Here is a 17,083-nt window from a genome sequence, read left to right as displayed (position 1 = left end):
GGTACACAGCATGCTGCGCGAATCGGGCACCCCGATGCGCAGCCGCGGTGGGCCCAACCACCGCACCCGGTCCCGGGTCCGGTAGTCCGGAACACTCGTCGCGACAATTCAGCCCTGGCGTACCGAGCCCTCGACCAAGTCGAGGACGGCGCTGAGGCGCTGTGGGTCTTCACCCGAGGCCACCCGAGCGACCAAGCCGTCGAGAACCAAGTCCAGGTAGCACACCAGTACGTCGCTGGGGATGTCGTCGCGCACCCGGCCGGCCTGCTTCTGTCGACGCAGCCGATCGATCGTGGCTTCCGTCAGCTCCGCCGAGCGCTCCGCCCACCCCTGACTGAACGCAGGGTCGTGGCGCAGCTTGCGGGCGATCTCCAAACGCGTGGCGAGCCAGTCGAACTGGTCGGGCGCGGTGAGCATGTCGCGCATCACCTGGATGAGACCCTCCCGCGACGCGACCGCGGCCATCCGTTCGGCGTCCTCGCGGGCCAGCTCGAAGAACAACGTGTCCTTGTCGCGGAAATGGTGGAAGATCGCACCCCGCGACAAGCCGATCGCTTGTTCCAGGCGGCGCACCGTCGCCTGCTCATAGCCGTATTCGGCGAAGCAGCGACGGGCACCGTCGAGGATCTGACGGCGACGGGCCGCCAGATGGTCCTGGCTGACCTTGGGCACAGGCGTTCCGCTAGTTCGATCGGAGCATGTTGCGCAGCACGTACTGCAGGATGCCGCCGTTGCGGTAGTAGTCGGCTTCACCCGGCGTGTCGATCCGTACCACGGCGTCGAACTCCACCGCCTCCTTGCCATCCCCAGCGGCCTTGACATGCACGGTCTTTGGCGTCTTGCCGTCGTTGAGCGCCTCGATGCCGGTGATGTCGAATACCTCAGTGCCGTCGAGACCCAACGATTCGGCGGTCTTGGCTTGAGGGAATTGCAGCGGGATCACGCCCATGCCGATCAGGTTGGACCGGTGGATGCGCTCAAACGACTCGGCGATCACCGCCCGCACACCCAGCAGCCGGGTGCCCTTGGCCGCCCAGTCGCGCGACGAGCCCGATCCGTATTCCTTGCCACCCAGCACGACCAGCGGAATGTCTTGAGCCGCATAGTTTTGCGCAGCGTCGTAGATAAACGCCTGCGGCGCGTCGGGCTGGGTGAAGTCGCGCGTGTACCCACCCGAGACATCGTCGAGCAGCAGGTTGCGCAATCGGATGTTGGCGAACGTGCCACGGATCATCACCTCGTGGTTGCCGCGCCGCGACCCAAAGGAGTTGTAGTCCTTGCGCTCGACGCCGTGCTCGTCGAGGTACTGCGCTGCTGGGGTGCCCGGCTTGATGCTGCCAGCGGGCGAGATGTGGTCGGTGGTCACCGAGTCGCCGAGCAACGCCAGCACCCGCGCACCGGCGATGTCGCTGACCGGCTCTGGGTCGGCGGGCATCCCGTCGAAGTACGGCGGCTTGCGCACATAGGTCGAGTCGGCGGCCCAGTCAAAGGTGTTGCCGCTGGGGGTGGGCAGGTTGCGCCACCGCTCGTCGCCCTTGAACACATCGGCATAGTTCGTGATGAACATCTCTTGGTTGATCGCCGTCGCGATGGTGTCCGAGACGTCTTTCTGCGACGGCCAGATGTCTTTGAGGAAGACGTCCTTGCCTTCATCGTCCTTGCCCAGCGGTTGCGACTCGAAATCGAAGTCCATCGAGCCAGCCAGCGCGTAGGCGACCACCAGCGGCGGCGAAGCCAGATAGTTCATCTTCACGTCCGGGTTGATCCGACCCTCGAAATTGCGGTTGCCGGACAGCACCGCGGCCACCGATAGGTCGTTGTCGTTGACCGCCTTCGAGATCTCGTCGGGCAGCGGTCCGGAGTTGCCGATGCAGGTGGTGCAGCCGTAGCCGACAAGGTAGAAGCCGAGCTTCTCCAAATACGGCCACACCCCGGCCTTTTCGTAGTAGTCGCTGACGACTTGTGAGCCCGGCGCCATCGTGGTCTTCACCCAGGGCTTGGAGGTCAGCCCCTTCTCGACGGCATTGCGTGCCAGCAGCGCCGCGCCGAGCATCACTTCGGGGTTGGAGGTGTTGGTGCACGACGTGACCGCAGCGATCACCACCGCGCCATGGTCGAGTACGAATTCGCCGAGTTCATCGGATTTCACCGTCACGGGGCTGCTCACCCGGCCCTTGGCGTGCTTTGCGGCCGACTGGACCGGTTTGTGGTCGTCGGCGTGGCCGTTGCTCAGTGCACCCGGGTCGCTGGCCGGGAACGTCTCGTCGACCGCCTCGTCGAGCTTGGAGTAGTCCGTCTTGTCCGGGTCGTCGCCGACGTAAGTGGGGATCTGCTCGCGGAACGTGGACTTGGCTTCTACCAACGGGATCCGGTCCTGCGGCCGCTTCGGTCCCGCGATCGAGGGGACCACCTCGGATAGGTCGAGCTCCAGATACTCGGAGAACTCCGGCTCGTGCTCGGCGTCGTGCCACAAGCCCTGTTCTTTGGCGTAGGCCTCGACCAAAGCGAGTTGCTCCTCTTTGCGGCCGGTGAATCGCAGGTAGTCGATCGTTTCCTGGTCAATCGGGAAAATCGCCGCGGTGGAACCGAATTCGGGACTCATGTTGCCCAGCGTCGCGCGGTTCGCCAGCGGTACTTCAGCCACACCCTTGCCGTAGAACTCAACGAACTTGCCGACCACACCGTGCTTGCGCAGCATCTCGGTGACGGTGAGCACCACGTCGGTGGCCGTCACACCGGGCTGGATCTCACCGGTGAGCTTGAAGCCGACCACCCGCGGGATGAGCATCGACACCGGCTGACCGAGCATCGCGGCTTCGGCTTCGATTCCGCCGACGCCCCAACCCAATACGCCAAGGCCGTTGACCATCGTGGTGTGCGAGTCGGTACCGACACAAGTGTCCGGGTATGCCACGCCGTCGCGTTCCATGACCACATGTGCCAGGTATTCGATGTTGACCTGGTGCACGATGCCGGTGCCCGGAGGCACCACTTTGAAGTCGGCGAAGGCGCCCTGCCCCCATCGGAGGAATTGGTAGCGCTCGCCATTGCGCTGGTATTCGATCTCGACATTGCGCTCGAATGCGTCGGCGCGGCCGAAGAGATCCGCGATCACCGAGTGATCGATCACCAGGTCGGCCGGCGCCAATGGGTTGACCTTCTCGGCATCGCCGCCCAGATCCCCGATGGCCTCCCGCATGGTGGCCAAGTCGACGATGCATGGCACGCCGGTGAAGTCCTGCATGACGACACGGGCAGGCGTGTACTGGATTTCGATGCTGGGCTCGGCCGACGCGTCCCAGTTCGCGATCGCCTGGATGTGGTCCTTGGTGATGTTGCTGCCGTCCTCGTTGCGCAGCAGGTTTTCGGCGAGCACTTTGAGGCTGTAGGGGAGTTTCTCCGTGCCGGGCACGGCGTCAAGGCGATAGATCTGGTAGCTGTTGTCGCCGACCGTCAGGGTGTTGCGCGCTCCGAATGAATTCACCGAATCTTTGTTGGTCACATCAACTCCCGAGATGTAGTTGCGCTCGCCGACGGGCCGTGTCGACGGAGCCAGTCTAACAGTACGCTTGTCCTGTATTTCAGCCAGCCCACCCTATGCCTCGCGAGACTGCAACCATTGCGACGGGCCTCGGCGTGTTGTCGCAGCCGTCGCAATGTCGTGGTGATGCGGCCCGGGCACGGCCCGCGTCCTTGCCGCGGTACCGTCTTGGACCGTGACCACCCTGCACGCGCCGCTCTATATCCCGGGCGAGATTTGCGGCGCCATCGGTGCCGATCCGGCGACGCCGCCCGAGCAATGCCTGGCGACCGTGCAAGACCAGGTCACCGCGCACAACATCAGCGCGCCGCCCGCCGTCACTCCGGCGCTACTGAAGGTGATCGAGCAAGCGCACAAGGATGGAATCGACCTCAAGATCGTCGTCCTCGACCACAATCCCGGAAACGACACACCGCTTCGCGACATCGCGACCAGGGTTGGCGCCCAACACACCGATGCCACCGTGTTGGTGCTCAGTCCGAACTTCGTCGGCACCTACAGCACGCACTTCCCGCGGGCCACGCTGGAGATCGGCGAAGACCACGCCAAGACCGGCAACCCAGTGGTGTCGGCGCAGAATTTCTTGCACCAGCTCGACACGCCGCAGTTTCCCTGGACCGCTTTTACGATCGTCCTGCTTATCGGAGTGCTGGCGGCGGTCATCGGCACCCGAATCGTGCAACTGCGGATGAGGCGGTCAGCAACATCTGCAAATGACGCTGAAGCACCCGCCGAAGAAGCTGGCCAAAGCGTCTAACTCGCAATATTCGGCTCGTGTTGCATAGCGGCGTCACCGCTACTGCCGCTACGGGCAAACCAGCGATGTCACTGTTGGGTCACAGTTGTCGGAAGAACACACTTGTAATTTGTTACTAAAGTTTCCATTGGGTCAGATGTGACTTACGGTGCAAAGGATGCTTTTGATTTAAATCGCGCTTCCAGTGATTACTGGGGCCGACGCCGTCCGCCCGCGTTGAGCCATAGGAGATCCAAGTCGTATGAGACGCAACTGCCGCGGCTCGTCTGTTCGACTGGCCGCCAGGCTCACCCGGCGCGTCGTTCCGGTCGCGCTGAGCGTGGCAATGGCGCTGTGCATCCCCGGGCTCGCGAATGCCGACCCCGGCGCCGAGCCGAACACTATGGCCAAACTGATCGCCGACGTCGCTTTGGCCAACCAGCGTCTGCAGGACCTCGGCGCCCGAATTCAGACCGAGGAGGAGAGCGTCAACAAGGCTGTCGTCGATGTCGAAACCGCGCGCGACAATGCCGCGGCCGCACAACAGAACGTTGAGGCCAGCCAACAGGCGGTCAGGGACGCCAATGCCGCAATCGCTGTCGCCCAGAAGCGATTTGATCGTTTCGCGGTTGCCAGCTACGTCAACGGTCCGTCAGACAGCTACCTCAAAGCGACCAGCCCCGAGGACATCATCGCGACCGCTGCCGCGGGCCAGACCCTGGCGGTCAGTTCTCGGCAGGCGATGGACAACTTGCAGCGGTCCCGCACCGAGCAGGTGAATAAGGAGTCCGCCGCGCGGCTGGCCAAGCAGAAAGCCGACAAGGCTGTCCTCGACGCCCAATCCAGCCAGAACGCAGCGGTGGCGGCCTTGACCGACGTGCATCGCAAATTTGGCGAACAGCAACAAGAAATCACCCGACTGGCCGACGAACGTCATGCGGCCCAAGCCAGACTCGACGCCGCCCGCAATTGGTCGGCACCCGCGGGCGGACCGGGTGCCGGGCCGCGGGCGGCGTCGTCCTCAGGCGACCGGTGGGATCCGGCGGCCCCCGGGGCGCCCAGCCGGCCGCAGGGCAACGGCGGCAATTGGGACGGCGAATGGGACCCCACCCTGCCGATGGTGCCCAGCGCCAACGTTCCGGGTGACCCGATCGCGGTCCTCAACAAGGTCCTCGGGATTTCGGCGACCTCCTCGCAGGTCACCGCCAACATGGGGCATAAGTTCCTGCAGCAGATAGGCCTCATCGCGCCCGACGCCCCCGATTCGGGCATCACCAACGGCCGGATCCCCCGGGTGTATGGCCGCCAAGCATCGGAGTATGTGATTCGTCGCGGGCTTTCGCAGTTGGGTGTGCCGTATTCGTGGGGTGGGGGCAATGCCGCCGGACCGAGTAACGGGATTGGATCCGGCTCCGGCACAAACGGTTTCGACTGCTCGGGTCTGGTGCTCTATTCGTTCGCCGGGGTGGGGATCAAGTTGCCGCACTACTCGGGTTCGCAGTACAACATGGGCCGCAAGATCCCGTCGTCGCAGATGCGCCGGGGTGACGTGATCTTTTACGGCCCCGGCGGCAGCCAGCACGTGACGATCTACCTCGGTCAGGGGCAGATGCTCGAGGCGCCCGACGTCGGGTTGAAAGTCCGGGTCGCACCGGTTCGCACCAGCGGTATGACGCCCTATGTAGTCCGCTACATCGAGTACTGACGCGTGAAGGGATCTATGCGCCGCTGGTTGATAAATGCCAGGGGGTTACGCCGGGCCGGTCCGGTCTGGCCGGTTCTTGCTGCGGTCGCTCTGTTGATCGGTCTGGCTGGTCCGGCGAATGCCGAGGACGGCGGGTGGGATCCCACCCTGCCGCCGCTGGTCAGTGCGGGTGCACCGGGCGACCCGGTCGCCATCGCTAACCAATCGCTGCAGGCCACCGCCAACGCCACCCAGACCACGCTTGATTTAGGACGCCAGTTCCTCGGCGGCCTCGGCATCAACCTCGGAGGTGGCGGCGCCGGCGCCGGCGCCAGTGCCAACGGCATACCGCGGGTCTACGGGCGCCAAGCCGTCGAGTACGTGATCCGTCGGGGATCGTCACAGATGGGCGTGCCGTATTCGTGGGGCGGCGGCACCCTGAATGGCCCCAGCAAAGGCGTGGACTCCGGTGCCGGCACCGTCGGCTTCGACTGCTCGGGACTGGTTCGGTACAGCTTCGCCGGGGCCGGCGTGCTGATTCCGAGGTTCTCGGGTGACCAGTACAACGCCGGTCGCCACATACCTCCGTCGCAGGCCAAGCGCGGTGACCTCATCTTCTACGGCCCGGGCGGCAGCCAGCACGTCACCATCTACTTGGGCAACGGTCAGATGCTGGAGGCGTCAGGCAGCGCCGGCAAAGTCACCGTCAGCCCGGTGCGGAAAGCCGGGATGACGCCCATGTTGACCCGGATCATTGAATACTGACGCGTGGCCTGCGTCGTCGCTAAGCGGTAGTCACGTCGACGGAATCCCAGTGGCCTGGAATAGTTGAGCCAGGGCACGCCGCTGCCCCGCGATGTTCGTCGTGCGAGCAGTCGTTTTTGATCGAACTTTGGAGGATTGAGCCGTGGAGGGTAATCGATGACATCAGCAGGCGGGCCGCCCCCGGGCGCCGGCGATTACTCGGGTCCGGGCGGCCACCCGACCGCCCCTGCGCACGCCTCGCCGTCCGGCGGCGGCAATGGGCTGGCTGCCGAGGTGCACACCCTGGAACGCGCCATCTTCGAAGTCAAGCGGATCATCGTGGGCCAAGACCAGCTCGTGGAGCGGATGCTCGTCGGCCTGCTGTCGAAGGGCCATGTGCTGCTCGAGGGTGTGCCCGGCGTGGCCAAGACGCTGGCCGTGGAAACGTTCGCGCGGGTGGTCGGCGGGACGTTCGCACGCATCCAGTTCACGCCTGACCTGGTGCCCACCGATATCGTCGGTACCCGCATCTACCGGCAGGGCAAGGAGGAGTTCGACACCGAGCTCGGCCCTGTGGTGGTCAACTTCCTGCTCGCCGACGAAATCAACCGGGCCCCTGCGAAGGTGCAGTCGGCGCTGCTGGAGGTCATGCAGGAGCGCCAGGTCTCGATCGGCGGCAAGAGATTCCCGCTGCCCAACCCGTTCCTGGTGATGGCGACGCAGAACCCGATCGAGCATGAGGGTGTCTACCCGCTGCCGGAGGCACAGCGGGACCGCTTCCTGTTCAAGATCAATGTCGGCTACCCCACTCCCGAAGAGGAGCGGGAGATCATCTACCGGATGGGCGTGCGGCCGCCGGAGCCCAAGCAGATCCTCAACACCGGTGATCTGCTGCGGCTGCAGGACATCGCCGCGAACAACTTCGTTCACCACGCGCTGGTGGACTATGTGGTGCGCGTCGTCACCGCGACCCGTCATCCCGAGCAGCTCGGTATGAACGACGTCAAGAGCTGGGTCTCGTTCGGTGCTTCGCCTCGCGCGTCGCTGGGCATCATCGCCGGCGCGCGCTCGCTGGCGTTGGTGCGCGGCCGCGACTACGTGATCCCCCAAGACATTGTTGAGGTCATTCCCGACGTGCTACGGCACCGGTTGGTGCTGACCTATGACGCGCTGGCCGACGAAGTCTCACCGGAGATGATCATCACCCGGATCCTGCAGACCGTCGGGATGCCGCAGGTGAATGCCGTTCCGCAACAGGGTCATTCGGTACCTCCGGTGATGCAAACCGCGGCGGCGGCCAGCGGTCGGTGACCGATTTAGATTCGGCCGCGGAGAAGCCCGCGGGCACGCACCCGCCGTCGTTTCAGCGTGGGCAGATCGATGACCCGAAGCTGTCGGCGGCGCTGCGCCAACTGGAGCTCACGGTCAAACGCAAGCTCGACGGTGTGCTGCACGGCGATCACCTCGGCCTGATCCCGGGTCCGGGATCTGAGCCGGGGGAGTCCCGCGAGTACCAGCCCGGCGACGACGTCCGCCGGATGGACTGGGCTGTCACCGCGCGCACGATGCACCCGCACGTCCGGCAGATGATCGCCGACCGCGAGCTGGAGACCTGGATGGTGGTCGACATGTCGGCCAGCTTGGACTTCGGTACGACGGTCTGTGAGAAGCGCGACCTAGCGGTGGCGGCCGCGGCCGCGATCACGTTCCTCAACAGCGGTGGTGGAAACCGGCTCGGCGCCTTGATTGCCAACGGCGAGAAGATAACTCGTGTCCCAGCCCGCTCTGGACGCCAGCACGAGCAGACGATGTTGCGCACCATCGCCACCATGCCCAAGGCGCCGGTAGGGGTGCGCGGCGACTTGGCGGTGGCCATCGATGCGCTGCGCCGTCCGGAACGCCGCCGCGGCATGGCCGTGATCATCAGCGACTTCCTCGGCCCGATCAACTGGATGCGTCCGTTGCGGGCGATCGCTGCGCGCCATGAGGTGCTGGGCATCGAGGTGCTCGATCCCCGTGACGTCGAGTTGCCCGACGTCGGCGACGTGGTCTTGCAAGACGCCGAATCCGGTGTCACCCGCGAGTTCACCATCGACGAGCAGCTGCGTGACGACTTCGCCAAGGCGGCCGCGGCTCATCGCGCCGACGTGGACCGCACCATGCGCAGCTGCGGAGCGCCGCTGTTGTCGCTGCGCACCGACCGGGATTGGATTGCCGACATCGTCCGCTTCGTCGAATCCCGCCGGCGCGGGGCACTGGCGGGTCGCCAGTGACCTCAGCGCCCACACAAATCAAGACGGGTCGCCTATGACACTGCCGTTGCTCGGGCCGATGACGCTGTCGGGTTTCGCCCACGCATGGTTTTTTCTGTTCCTGCTTGTCGTATTGGCGCTGCTGGCGCTGTACATCATCGTCCAGGTGGCCCGGCATCGCCGGATGCTGCGGTTCGCCAACATGGAACTGTTGGAAAGTGTGGCGCCCAAGCAGCCCACCCGGTGGCGTCACCTTTCGGCTATCTTGCTGCTGTCGGCGCTGGTGCTGTTCACGATCGCGATGGCTGGACCCACCCACGATGTGCGAATCCCGCGCAACCGTGCGGTCGTCATGCTGGTCATCGACGTCTCGCAGTCCATGCGGGCCACCGACGTCGAACCCAACCGGATGGCCGCCGCCGAAGCGGCTGCCAAGGAGTTCGCGGGGGAGCTGACCCCGGGCATCAACCTCGGGTTGATTGCCTACGCCGGAACGGCGACGGTTCTGGTGCAGCCGACGACCAACCGGGACGCGACCAAAGCGGCTCTGGGCAAGTTGCAGTTTGCTGACCGCACCGCTACGGGGGAGGGCATTTTCACGGCGCTGCAGGCCATCGCCACCGTGGGCGCGGTGATCGGCGGCGGCGACACTCCGCCGCCGGCGCGGATCGTGTTGTTCTCCGACGGTAAGGAGACAATGCCGACCAACCCGGACAACCCCAAGGGTGCCTTCACTGCGGCGCGCACTGCCAAGGACCAAGGTGTGCCGATCTCCACGATCTCGTTCGGTACCCCATATGGCTTCGTGGAAATTAACGGCCAACGCCAGCCGGTGCCCGTCGACGACAGCACGATGAAGAAGGTGGCCGAGCTGTCTGGCGGCAACCATTACGGCGCTTCCAATCTGCAGGAGCTCAAGCAGGTCTACGCGTCGCTGCAGCAGCAGATCGGTTACGAGACGATCCGCGGCGACGCCAGCGTGGGATGGCTGCGGCTGGGTTCGCTGGTCTTGGCGCTGGCCGGCCTCGCGGCTCTGCTGATCAACCGGCGCCTGCCGACCTGATCCTTGCGTTTGTCCGCGAGCGGAACGCCAGGGCGAAAATCCGACTCGGGTTTTCGCCGTGGCGTTACAGTCGTCGCGCTCGTGCGGCGGCTACGCGGCGGATGACGTCGTCGGGATGGTCCTCGCTGACGACCCGGACCACGAGCCAGCCATACCGCTGATCCAGCATCTCGAGCCGGCGGATGTCTTTCACGTATTGGTAGCGGCTCGACCGATGTTGATCACCGTCATACTCGACTGCCACCTTGATGTCCTCCCAACCCATGTCCAAATACGCTTCCACCCAACCCCATTCGTTCCGAACCGCGATCTGGGTGTGCGGCCGCGGAAACCCCGCGCGCAGCAGCAAGAGGCGCAGCCAGGTCTCCTTCGGCGACTGCGCCCCGCCGTCCACCAGCTCGACGGCGGTTCGGGCGGCCCTGATGCCTCGGCGGCCCTGATAGCGATCGACCAGTAACTCAACGTCGGCCGGCTTCAACTCGGTCGCCTGGGCGAGCGCATCGACCGCGGCAACGGCGACGCCCAACGGGTATCGCCTGGCCAGGTCCAGCGCAGTCCTGGCCGGTGTGGTGAGGGGCATGCCGTCCACGACGCCGATCTCGTCGTCAGCGATGCGCTCCGCCCAGACCCGTACGCCCGCGGCGGGACGGCGGTTGGCATCGATGATTGTGGCGGGCAGGGCCGGATCGATCCATTTGGCACCATGCATAGCAGCGGCGGAGAAGCCGGCGAGGACACCGCGGCGTCGTGAGCGCAGCCAACACGCTTTGGCACGCAACACCGGCGTCAGCTGCGCATCTCTAGATACATACACGTCCTGGTGCAGCGCGATGTAGCGACTTCGTAGCTCATAACGGGATAGCTGGTGCGCGGCCAGGGCCTCAGTACCGCGGAACGGGTCGGTCATGACGGAAGTCTGCCGAAGCACCCCGACAACGACCGTGAGCGTAACGCCAGGGCGCAATCCGGCCGGGTTTTTCGCCGTGGCGTTACGCTCGTCACCCGTAGCTCGGGGCAGATTTCAGCCCCGCCGCACCTAGGCGATAAGTTGGCCGGGTGACTGACGTAGCCACCGAGCCCGCCGCCGACGGCGGCAAACCCGCGTTCGTATCCCGATCTGTCCTGGTGACGGGCGGAAACCGGGGGATCGGTCTGGCGATCGCACAGCGGCTGGCCGCCGACGGCCACAAGGTAGCTGTCACGCACCGCGGATCCGGGGCGCCCGAAGGGCTGTTCGGTGTCGAGTGTGACGTCACCGACAACGAAGCCGTCGACCGAGCGTTCAAAGCCGTCGAGGAGCACCAGGGTGCGGTCGAGGTGGTGGTGTCCAACGCCGGCGTTTCCGCAGACGCGTTTCTCATCCGGATGACAGAAGAGAGATTCGAAAAGGTCATCAACGCCAACCTCACCGGGGCGTTTAGGGTGGTCCAGCGCGCATCGCGCAGCATGCAGCGAAAGCGGTTCGGCCGGCTGATCTTCATCGGTTCGGTGTCGGGCACCTGGGGCATCGGCAACCAGGCCAACTACGCAGCCTCCAAGGCTGGTGTGATCGGCATGGCCCGTTCGATCGCCCGGGAGCTGTCCAAGGTCAACGTGACCGCGAATGTGGTGGCCCCGGGCTACATCGACACCGATATGACCCGTGCGCTGGATGACCGGATTCAGGCGGGGGCACTGGAATTCATTCCGGCGAAGCGGGTGGGCACCGCCGCCGAGGTCGCCGGCGTGGTCAGCTTCCTGGCGTCCGAGGATGCCTCCTACATCTCCGGTGCGGTCATCCCGGTCGACGGCGGCATGGGTATGGGCCACTGATTTCAACCACGGCATAAAGGACGGACATGGCAGGACTGCTCGACGGCAAACGGATTCTGGTCAGCGGGATCATCACCGACTCGTCGATTGCGTTTCACATCGCCAAGGCGGCCCAGGAAGCGGGGGCGCAGTTGGTGCTGACCGGATTTGACCGGTTGCGCTTGATTCAGCGCATCGCCGACCGGCTGCCGGAGAAGGCGCCGCTGATCGAACTCGACGTGCAGAACGAGGAGCATCTGAATTCGCTCGCCGAGCGGGTGACGGCCGAGATCGGCGCGGGCAACAAGCTCGACGGTGTAGTGCACTCGATCGGCTTCATGCCGCAGACGGGAATGGGCATCAACCCGTTCTTCGATGCACCGTATGAGGATGTCTCCAAAGGCATTCACATCTCGGCGTATTCGTACGCCTCGCTGGCGAAGGCGCTGCTGCCGATCATGAACTCCGGCGGCTCGATTGTTGGTATGGATTTCGACCCGACCCGGGCGATGCCCGCCTACAACTGGATGACGGTGGCCAAGAGCGCGCTGGAATCGGTTAACCGGTTCGTGGCGCGCGAGGCCGGCAAGTTCGGCGTCCGCTCCAATCTGGTTGCCGCGGGCCCGATCCGGACGCTGGCGATGAGCGCGATTGTGGGTGGCGCGCTCGGCGACGAGGCCGGCGCCCAGATGCAGCTGCTCGAAGAGGGCTGGGATCAGCGTGCCCCGATCGGCTGGAATATGAAGGATCCCACACCGGTCGCCAAGACGGTGTGTGCCCTGCTGTCGGAATGGCTGCCGGCGACCACCGGGACGATCATCTACGCCGATGGCGGCGCTAGCACCCAATTACTCTAGACGGCAATGGAATTCGACGCGGTCCTGCTGCTGTCGTTCGGTGGGCCGGAAGGGCCTGAGCAGGTAAGGCCTTTCCTGGAGAACGTCACTCGCGGTCGCAATGTGCCACCCGAGCGCCTTGATGCCGTCGCCGAGCACTACCTGCATTTCGGCGGGGTGTCGCCGATCAACAGGATAAACCGGGCGCTGGTCGCCCAACTGCAAGCGGAGTCGGAATTGCCAGTCTATTTCGGCAACCGCAACTGGGAACCGTACGTCGAAGACACCGTCGCGACCATGCGCGACAACGGTGTTCAACGCGCGGCGGTGTTCACTACGTCGGCGTGGAGCGGTTATTCAAGCTGCACCCAGTACGTCGAGGACATCGCCCGGGCGCGCCGAGCGGTCGGCCCTGGTGCGCCCGAACTGGTCAAACTGCGGCCCTACTTCGATCACCCGAGCTTCGTACAGATTTTCGCTGACACCATCGGCGCGGCCTCCGGCGCCCTGCCCGCCGAGCTGTCCGCCGACGCGCGGCTGGTATTCACCGCGCATTCCGTCCCGGTGGCCGCCGACCAGCGCTGCGGTCCGCAGCTGTACAGCCGCCAAGTCGCTTACGCCGCACGGCTGGTCGCAGCGGAAGCCGGGTACCACGATTTCGACCTGGCCTGGCAGTCGCGATCGGGTCCGCCGCAAGTTCCATGGCTGGAACCCGATGTCGCCGACCATCTTTCAGCATTGGTCGCAACGGGGGTCAAAGCCGTGATCGTCTGCCCGATAGGGTTTGTTGCCGATCACATCGAGGTGGTGTGGGATCTCGATCAGGAGTTGCGATCTCAGGCCGAGGCGGCAGGCATTGTGTTGGTACGGGCTGCAACGCCTAATGCGCACCCGCGCTTCGCGCGGATGGCGGTGGACCTGATCGACGAATTGCGGTATGGCCGAGCGCCTGCCCGGGTCAGCGGACCCGATCCGGTGCCGGGCTGCGCGGCCAGCACCAACGGCGAGCCGTGCGGTCCGCCGCACTGTGTCGCCGAGGAACCCACTGACCGATCGGTGAGCTAGCCGCGCCAGGCGGCGCACAGAATCGCGCTGAGCGCGGCCATTCTCGCCGATCGCACCACAGCGGCCAGCGGACGCAGCGCGTCGGTGGCGATCTGGGCCTCCGACAACGACTGCGTCCCGATCCGGGTCAGCCCCGCGCTGACCGTGATGATCGCGTCGACGTGTGCGGCGTTCTCCAGCACCCGCAAGGCACGCGACGGCGCAGGCTCGGGAACTTGGTGGTGTCGCGTGGATTCCAACAGCTGCTCGACCAGCCCGCGCGGATCGTCGATGTCGGCGCCGGTGGACCCCAGCCCGATTGCGGTGAGCGCGTCGGCGGCTGAACGCACCGCAAGCCGGAGGGCGTATTCGGCCTGGCCCAGCTCGGTATCGTCGACGACCGGAGCCTCCGGCAGTGAATAGACGGTCCAGGACAGCGCACATAATTCGGGCACCACGTGTTCGTCGTCAGAGTCGTCGTACCCGAATTCGGGCACCAGCCCGACGGCGACGTCGGGATCGTCCGGATTGCTGACAATCACCGCTTCGCCCGCGGCCAACGCGTCACGTTCGAACTGGGTGCCCGCCGCCAGCCCGCGGACATCGCCGGGAACCGGCAACACCACCTTGATCGAAGGTGCGCCCCTCGACGGCCGACCGGCAGCGGTGCGCAGCGTCTGTAGCAGCGACACCACGCCCGCGTCGTTCACGTCCGGCCACGGCAAGCCGGTGTGGCCCGCGGCGACAGAATCGTACGCGGTAACCGATTGTATTGGCGCCCAACAAGATAACGCGTCGAGGACGTCGTCGGGCGCGGCCTTGCCGGCAAGCCAGGCGTTGGCCCAGACCGAGAGCGTTGCGCTGGGGCACCACATGGTTTCGCAGTCTAGTTGTTCGCCGTGAGCAAGGCTGATCACGCGATATCCTGACGGCATGTCTGCGGCTGTGATCTGGTTGATCGTGGCGTTCGGGCTGGCCGGCGCGGAGGCGCTGACCGGCGACATGTTCATGCTGATGCTCAGCGGGGGTGCGCTGGCTGCGGCCGGATCAAGTTGGCTGCTGGACTTGCCGATATGGACCGATGGGGCCGTGTTCCTGGTAGTTTCGGTGCTTCTGCTGGTACTGGTCCGGCCCGCGTTGCGGCGGCGTCTGACCCCTGCGAAGGGCCTTCCGACGGGTGTTAAGGCGCTGGAGGGCAAGAGCGCACTGGTCCTCGACCGGGTCGCCCGAGATGAGGGTCAGGTGAAAGTGGACGGCCAGGTTTGGACGGCGCGGCCGATGAATGAAGGCGACGTCTTTGAACCCGGCGATCGGGTGACCGTCATGCATATCGACGGTGCCACCGCGGTGGTCTGGAAAAACACGTAAGCCCTCTTGAGCAATAGGAGGAACTGTGGTTGCTGGTCTGGTATTTCTTGCTGTTCTGGTGGTGTTCGCGGTCATCGTGGTGGCCAAGTCGGTGGCGCTGATCCCACAGGCGGAAGCGGCGGTGATCGAACGGCTGGGCCGATATAGCCGCACAATCAGCGGGCAGCTAACCCTGCTGATTCCGTTCATAGACCGGGTCCGCGCCCGGGTGGATTTGCGCGAACGCGTGGTGTCATTTCCGCCGCAGCCGGTGATCACCGAGGATAACCTGACCCTCAACATCGACACCGTGGTCTATTTCCAGGTCACCAGCCCGCAGGCCGCGGTCTACGAGATCAGCAACTACATCGTGGGTGTCGAGCAGCTCACCACCACCACGCTGCGCAACGTCGTCGGTGGGATGACTTTGGAGCAGACCCTGACGTCCCGCGACCAGATCAACCAACAACTGCGCGGTGTGCTCGATGAGGCCACTGGCCGTTGGGGACTGCGGGTGGCACGCGTCGAGCTGCGCAGTATCGACCCGCCGCCGTCGATCCAGGCGTCGATGGAAAAGCAGATGAAGGCCGACCGGGAGAAGCGGGCGATAATCTTGACCGCCGAGGGCGCCCGGCAGGCGGCGATCACACAGGCCGAGGGGGAGAAGCAGTCGCAGATCCTCGCCGCCGAAGGCGCCAAGCAGGCTGCGATCCTGGCGGCCGAGGCCGACCGGCAGTCCCGGATGTTGCGGGCGCAGGGCGAACGGGCCGCGGCCTACTTCCAGGCGCAGGGCCAGGCCAAGGCGATCGAGAAGACGTTCGCCGCGATCAAGGCCGGCCGGCCCACCCCGGAGATGCTGGCTTACCAGTACCTGCAGGTCTTGCCGCAGATGGCGCAGGGCGAAGCCAACAAGGTGTGGCTGGTGCCCAGCGACTTCGGCACGGCGTTGCAGGGATTCACCAAGCTGCTGGGCGCTCCCGGCTCCGACGGGGTGTTCAGGTATCAGCCATCGCCGGTCGATGACGCGCCCAAGCACTCCGCCGACGATGACGACGCCGAGGTCGCCGACTGGTTCTCCACTGAAACCGACCCGGCGATTCTCCAGGCGGTGGCCAAGGCCGAGGCAGACGCGCGCACGCCGGTCGAGGGCACCTTGCCGCCACCGTCGCAGCTGAATCAGTGACGTGGGCGCATTGACTTCGCCGAAAACCTATGCGGCGCTTGCCGCTTTTCAGGCCGGTGATGCGGTCGCCTGCGCGATCCCGCTGCCGCAAATCACCAAAGCCCTTGACCAGTACGGTGTTCCACCGAACATCCGGTGGATCCTTCCGGTCGCAAAGGCCGCCTCGGTGATCGGCTTACTGTCGGCTGGCCGAATTCCGGCATTGGCGCGATTGACTACGGCGATGCTGACGGTGTACTTCGTGCTCGCAGTGGGCGCCCACATTCGCGTCCGCGACCGAATCGTCAATACCCTTCCGGCGGCGTCATTTCTGGCCACCTACGCGGTGCTGACAGCCAAGGGCCCGAACGACGATTAACTACAGTCGCAGCTCGACGATCGGCAGCGGTGTATCGGTCTCGGTGATCGGGCTGCCGAGGGTGCGCTCCAGCACGGGCCGAAATCGCTCCCAGGCCTGCGGATGCGCTGCGATGTACGCGCCAAGCGCGCGGTCTGCTTCTGGCGGGTTCAGAATCCGCGCGGTGGCCGGCACGGGCGCGCGGCTTCCGGTATAGACCCGTACCCGCGGGTTGGCCTTGATGTTGCGGAACCACTGGGCTTTGGCGCCGAAGCCGGACGCGACGACGTAGCTGTCCGGCGTGGGATGGTCGACGACCTCGAGGACGACATGGCGCCGGACGCCGGATTTGCGGCCGATGTGCTCCAACATCAGCAGTCGCGAACCGAACACTGCACCAGCGCGCGCTTTAAAGATCCAGATCGGAGCCCGCATCAGCGGGCGCGAACGCAGGATGCGCGCGCCCACTGCGGCGAGCCGCGACGGCGGACGTGTGGTGGACATAATGCCTCCTTGTTGTCGGTG

General features: G+C 65.3%; 17 protein-coding genes and 1 pseudogene. 13 read left to right on the top strand and 5 right to left on the bottom strand.

Annotated features, from left to right (window positions below; translation table 11 throughout):
- Positions 1-85: pseudogene (locus WB785_RS15710) on the top strand (helix-turn-helix domain-containing protein); the annotation flags it as partial.
- Positions 86-108: 23 nt separating this feature from the next.
- Here the strand turns inward: WB785_RS15710 and WB785_RS15705 are convergent.
- Together WB785_RS15705 and acnA are read right to left on the bottom strand one after the other, a co-directional pair.
- Entirely contained in the window at positions 109-672 is a 564-nt protein-coding gene (locus WB785_RS15705) for a TetR/AcrR family transcriptional regulator (protein ID WP_424080246.1), read from the bottom strand.
- Between the two features lie 10 nt (positions 673-682).
- Complete coding sequence (acnA, locus tag WB785_RS15700; protein WP_424080245.1) at positions 683-3,502, bottom strand: aconitate hydratase AcnA; 2,820 nt, start codon at positions 3,500-3,502, stop codon at positions 683-685.
- A gap of 253 nt (positions 3,503-3,755) precedes the next feature.
- Here acnA and WB785_RS15695 point away from each other — a divergent pair, with 253 nt between their 5' ends.
- From WB785_RS15695 to WB785_RS15670, 6 genes are all read left to right on the top strand, one after another.
- Positions 3,756-4,298 carry a DUF6676 family protein gene (locus WB785_RS15695; RefSeq protein WP_424080250.1) on the top strand — a complete coding sequence of 181 codons (543 nt, stop codon included), beginning with the start codon at positions 3,756-3,758 and terminating at the stop codon, positions 4,296-4,298.
- A gap of 241 nt (positions 4,299-4,539) precedes the next feature.
- A complete protein-coding gene (gene ripA / locus WB785_RS15690) occupies positions 4,540-5,982 on the top strand; it encodes an NlpC/P60 family peptidoglycan endopeptidase RipA (protein ID WP_424080244.1) in 1,443 nt (480 codons plus the stop codon).
- Between the two features lie 15 nt (positions 5,983-5,997).
- Positions 5,998-6,726 (top strand): NlpC/P60 family peptidoglycan endopeptidase RipB, encoded by a 729-nt coding sequence (gene ripB, locus WB785_RS15685; RefSeq protein ID WP_424080243.1) that lies wholly within the window; start codon positions 5,998-6,000, stop codon positions 6,724-6,726.
- A 156-nt stretch (positions 6,727-6,882) separates the two neighbouring features.
- Positions 6,883-8,016 (top strand): AAA family ATPase, encoded by a 1,134-nt coding sequence (locus tag WB785_RS15680; RefSeq protein WP_424080242.1) that lies wholly within the window; start codon positions 6,883-6,885, stop codon positions 8,014-8,016.
- Entirely contained in the window at positions 8,013-8,978 is a 966-nt protein-coding gene (locus tag WB785_RS15675) for a DUF58 domain-containing protein (protein WP_424080241.1), read from the top strand. Before WB785_RS15680 ends, WB785_RS15675 begins: the two co-directional genes overlap by 4 nt.
- Positions 8,979-9,012: 34 nt before the next feature.
- The gene (locus WB785_RS15670; protein WP_424080240.1) at positions 9,013-10,020 is read left to right on the top strand and encodes a VWA domain-containing protein; all 1,008 of its coding nucleotides are present in this window, start codon (positions 9,013-9,015) and stop codon (positions 10,018-10,020) included.
- Between the two features lie 64 nt (positions 10,021-10,084).
- On the opposite strand, the gene WB785_RS15665 is transcribed toward WB785_RS15670, so the two are convergent.
- Positions 10,085-10,927 (bottom strand): hypothetical protein, encoded by an 843-nt coding sequence (locus WB785_RS15665; RefSeq protein ID WP_424080239.1) that lies wholly within the window; start codon positions 10,925-10,927, stop codon positions 10,085-10,087.
- A 149-nt stretch (positions 10,928-11,076) separates the two neighbouring features.
- Here WB785_RS15665 and fabG1 point away from each other — a divergent pair, with 149 nt between their 5' ends.
- Genes fabG1 through WB785_RS15650 form a run of 3 tightly spaced genes read left to right on the top strand, consistent with a single transcriptional unit; the run spans position 11,077 to position 13,712 of the window.
- A complete protein-coding gene (gene fabG1 / locus WB785_RS15660) occupies positions 11,077-11,832 on the top strand; it encodes a 3-oxoacyl-ACP reductase FabG1 (RefSeq protein WP_424080238.1) in 756 nt (251 codons plus the stop codon).
- Between the two features lie 26 nt (positions 11,833-11,858).
- A complete protein-coding gene (gene inhA / locus WB785_RS15655) occupies positions 11,859-12,668 on the top strand; it encodes an NADH-dependent enoyl-ACP reductase InhA (RefSeq protein WP_424080237.1) in 810 nt (269 codons plus the stop codon).
- Between the two features lie 6 nt (positions 12,669-12,674).
- The gene (locus WB785_RS15650; protein WP_424080236.1) at positions 12,675-13,712 is read left to right on the top strand and encodes a ferrochelatase; all 1,038 of its coding nucleotides are present in this window, start codon (positions 12,675-12,677) and stop codon (positions 13,710-13,712) included.
- Here WB785_RS15650 and WB785_RS15645 read toward each other — a convergent pair.
- Entirely contained in the window at positions 13,709-14,566 is an 858-nt protein-coding gene (locus WB785_RS15645; protein WP_424080235.1) for a hypothetical protein, read from the bottom strand. The two genes, WB785_RS15650 and WB785_RS15645, sit on opposite strands and share 4 nt — an antisense overlap.
- Before the next feature lie 58 nt (positions 14,567-14,624).
- Here WB785_RS15645 and WB785_RS15640 point away from each other — a divergent pair, with 58 nt between their 5' ends.
- Genes WB785_RS15640 through WB785_RS15630 form a run of 3 tightly spaced genes read left to right on the top strand, consistent with a single transcriptional unit; the run spans position 14,625 to position 16,579 of the window.
- Positions 14,625-15,059 (top strand): NfeD family protein, encoded by a 435-nt coding sequence (locus WB785_RS15640; protein WP_424080234.1) that lies wholly within the window; start codon positions 14,625-14,627, stop codon positions 15,057-15,059.
- A 25-nt stretch (positions 15,060-15,084) separates the two neighbouring features.
- Complete coding sequence (locus tag WB785_RS15635) at positions 15,085-16,221, top strand: SPFH domain-containing protein (RefSeq protein WP_424080233.1); 1,137 nt, start codon at positions 15,085-15,087, stop codon at positions 16,219-16,221.
- Position 16,222: 1 nt separating this feature from the next.
- On the top strand, positions 16,223-16,579 hold the full coding sequence (locus WB785_RS15630; protein WP_424080232.1) for a DoxX family protein: 357 nt from the start codon (positions 16,223-16,225) through the stop codon (positions 16,577-16,579).
- On the opposite strand, the gene WB785_RS15625 is transcribed toward WB785_RS15630, so the two are convergent.
- Positions 16,580-17,062, bottom strand: coding sequence for a nitroreductase family deazaflavin-dependent oxidoreductase (locus WB785_RS15625; RefSeq protein WP_424080231.1), 483 nt, complete (start codon positions 17,060-17,062; stop codon positions 16,580-16,582).
- Between the last annotated feature and the right edge of the window lie 21 nt (positions 17,063-17,083).

The organism is Mycobacterium sp. (assembly GCF_049585075.1).
In the GTDB taxonomy this organism is placed as follows: domain Bacteria; phylum Actinomycetota; class Actinomycetes; order Mycobacteriales; family Mycobacteriaceae; genus Mycobacterium.
Note: the sequence above shows the minus strand (reverse complement) of the source record. Positions and strands in the feature narration are given on the sequence as shown.

What these genes read in the sequence shown, in the direction of transcription:
- inhA (WP_424080237.1), top strand. Translation starts at nt 11,859, where the DNA reads ATGGCAGGACTGCTCGACGGCAAACGGATTCTGGTCAGCGGGATCATC.
- WB785_RS15650 (WP_424080236.1), top strand. Translation starts at nt 12,675, where the DNA reads ATGGAATTCGACGCGGTCCTGCTGCTGTCGTTCGGTGGGCCGGAAGGG.
- WB785_RS15640 (WP_424080234.1), top strand. Translation starts at nt 14,625, where the DNA reads ATGTCTGCGGCTGTGATCTGGTTGATCGTGGCGTTCGGGCTGGCCGGC.
- WB785_RS15645 (WP_424080235.1), bottom strand. Translation starts at nt 14,566, where the DNA reads ATGTGGTGCCCCAGCGCAACGCTCTCGGTCTGGGCCAACGCCTGGCTT.
- WB785_RS15680 (WP_424080242.1), top strand. Translation starts at nt 6,883, where the DNA reads ATGACATCAGCAGGCGGGCCGCCCCCGGGCGCCGGCGATTACTCGGGT.
- ripA (WP_424080244.1), top strand. Translation starts at nt 4,540, where the DNA reads ATGAGACGCAACTGCCGCGGCTCGTCTGTTCGACTGGCCGCCAGGCTC.
- ripB (WP_424080243.1), top strand. Translation starts at nt 5,998, where the DNA reads ATGCGCCGCTGGTTGATAAATGCCAGGGGGTTACGCCGGGCCGGTCCG.
- WB785_RS15665 (WP_424080239.1), bottom strand. Translation starts at nt 10,927, where the DNA reads ATGACCGACCCGTTCCGCGGTACTGAGGCCCTGGCCGCGCACCAGCTA.
- WB785_RS15670 (WP_424080240.1), top strand. Translation starts at nt 9,013, where the DNA reads ATGACACTGCCGTTGCTCGGGCCGATGACGCTGTCGGGTTTCGCCCAC.
- WB785_RS15625 (WP_424080231.1), bottom strand. Translation starts at nt 17,062, where the DNA reads ATGTCCACCACACGTCCGCCGTCGCGGCTCGCCGCAGTGGGCGCGCGC.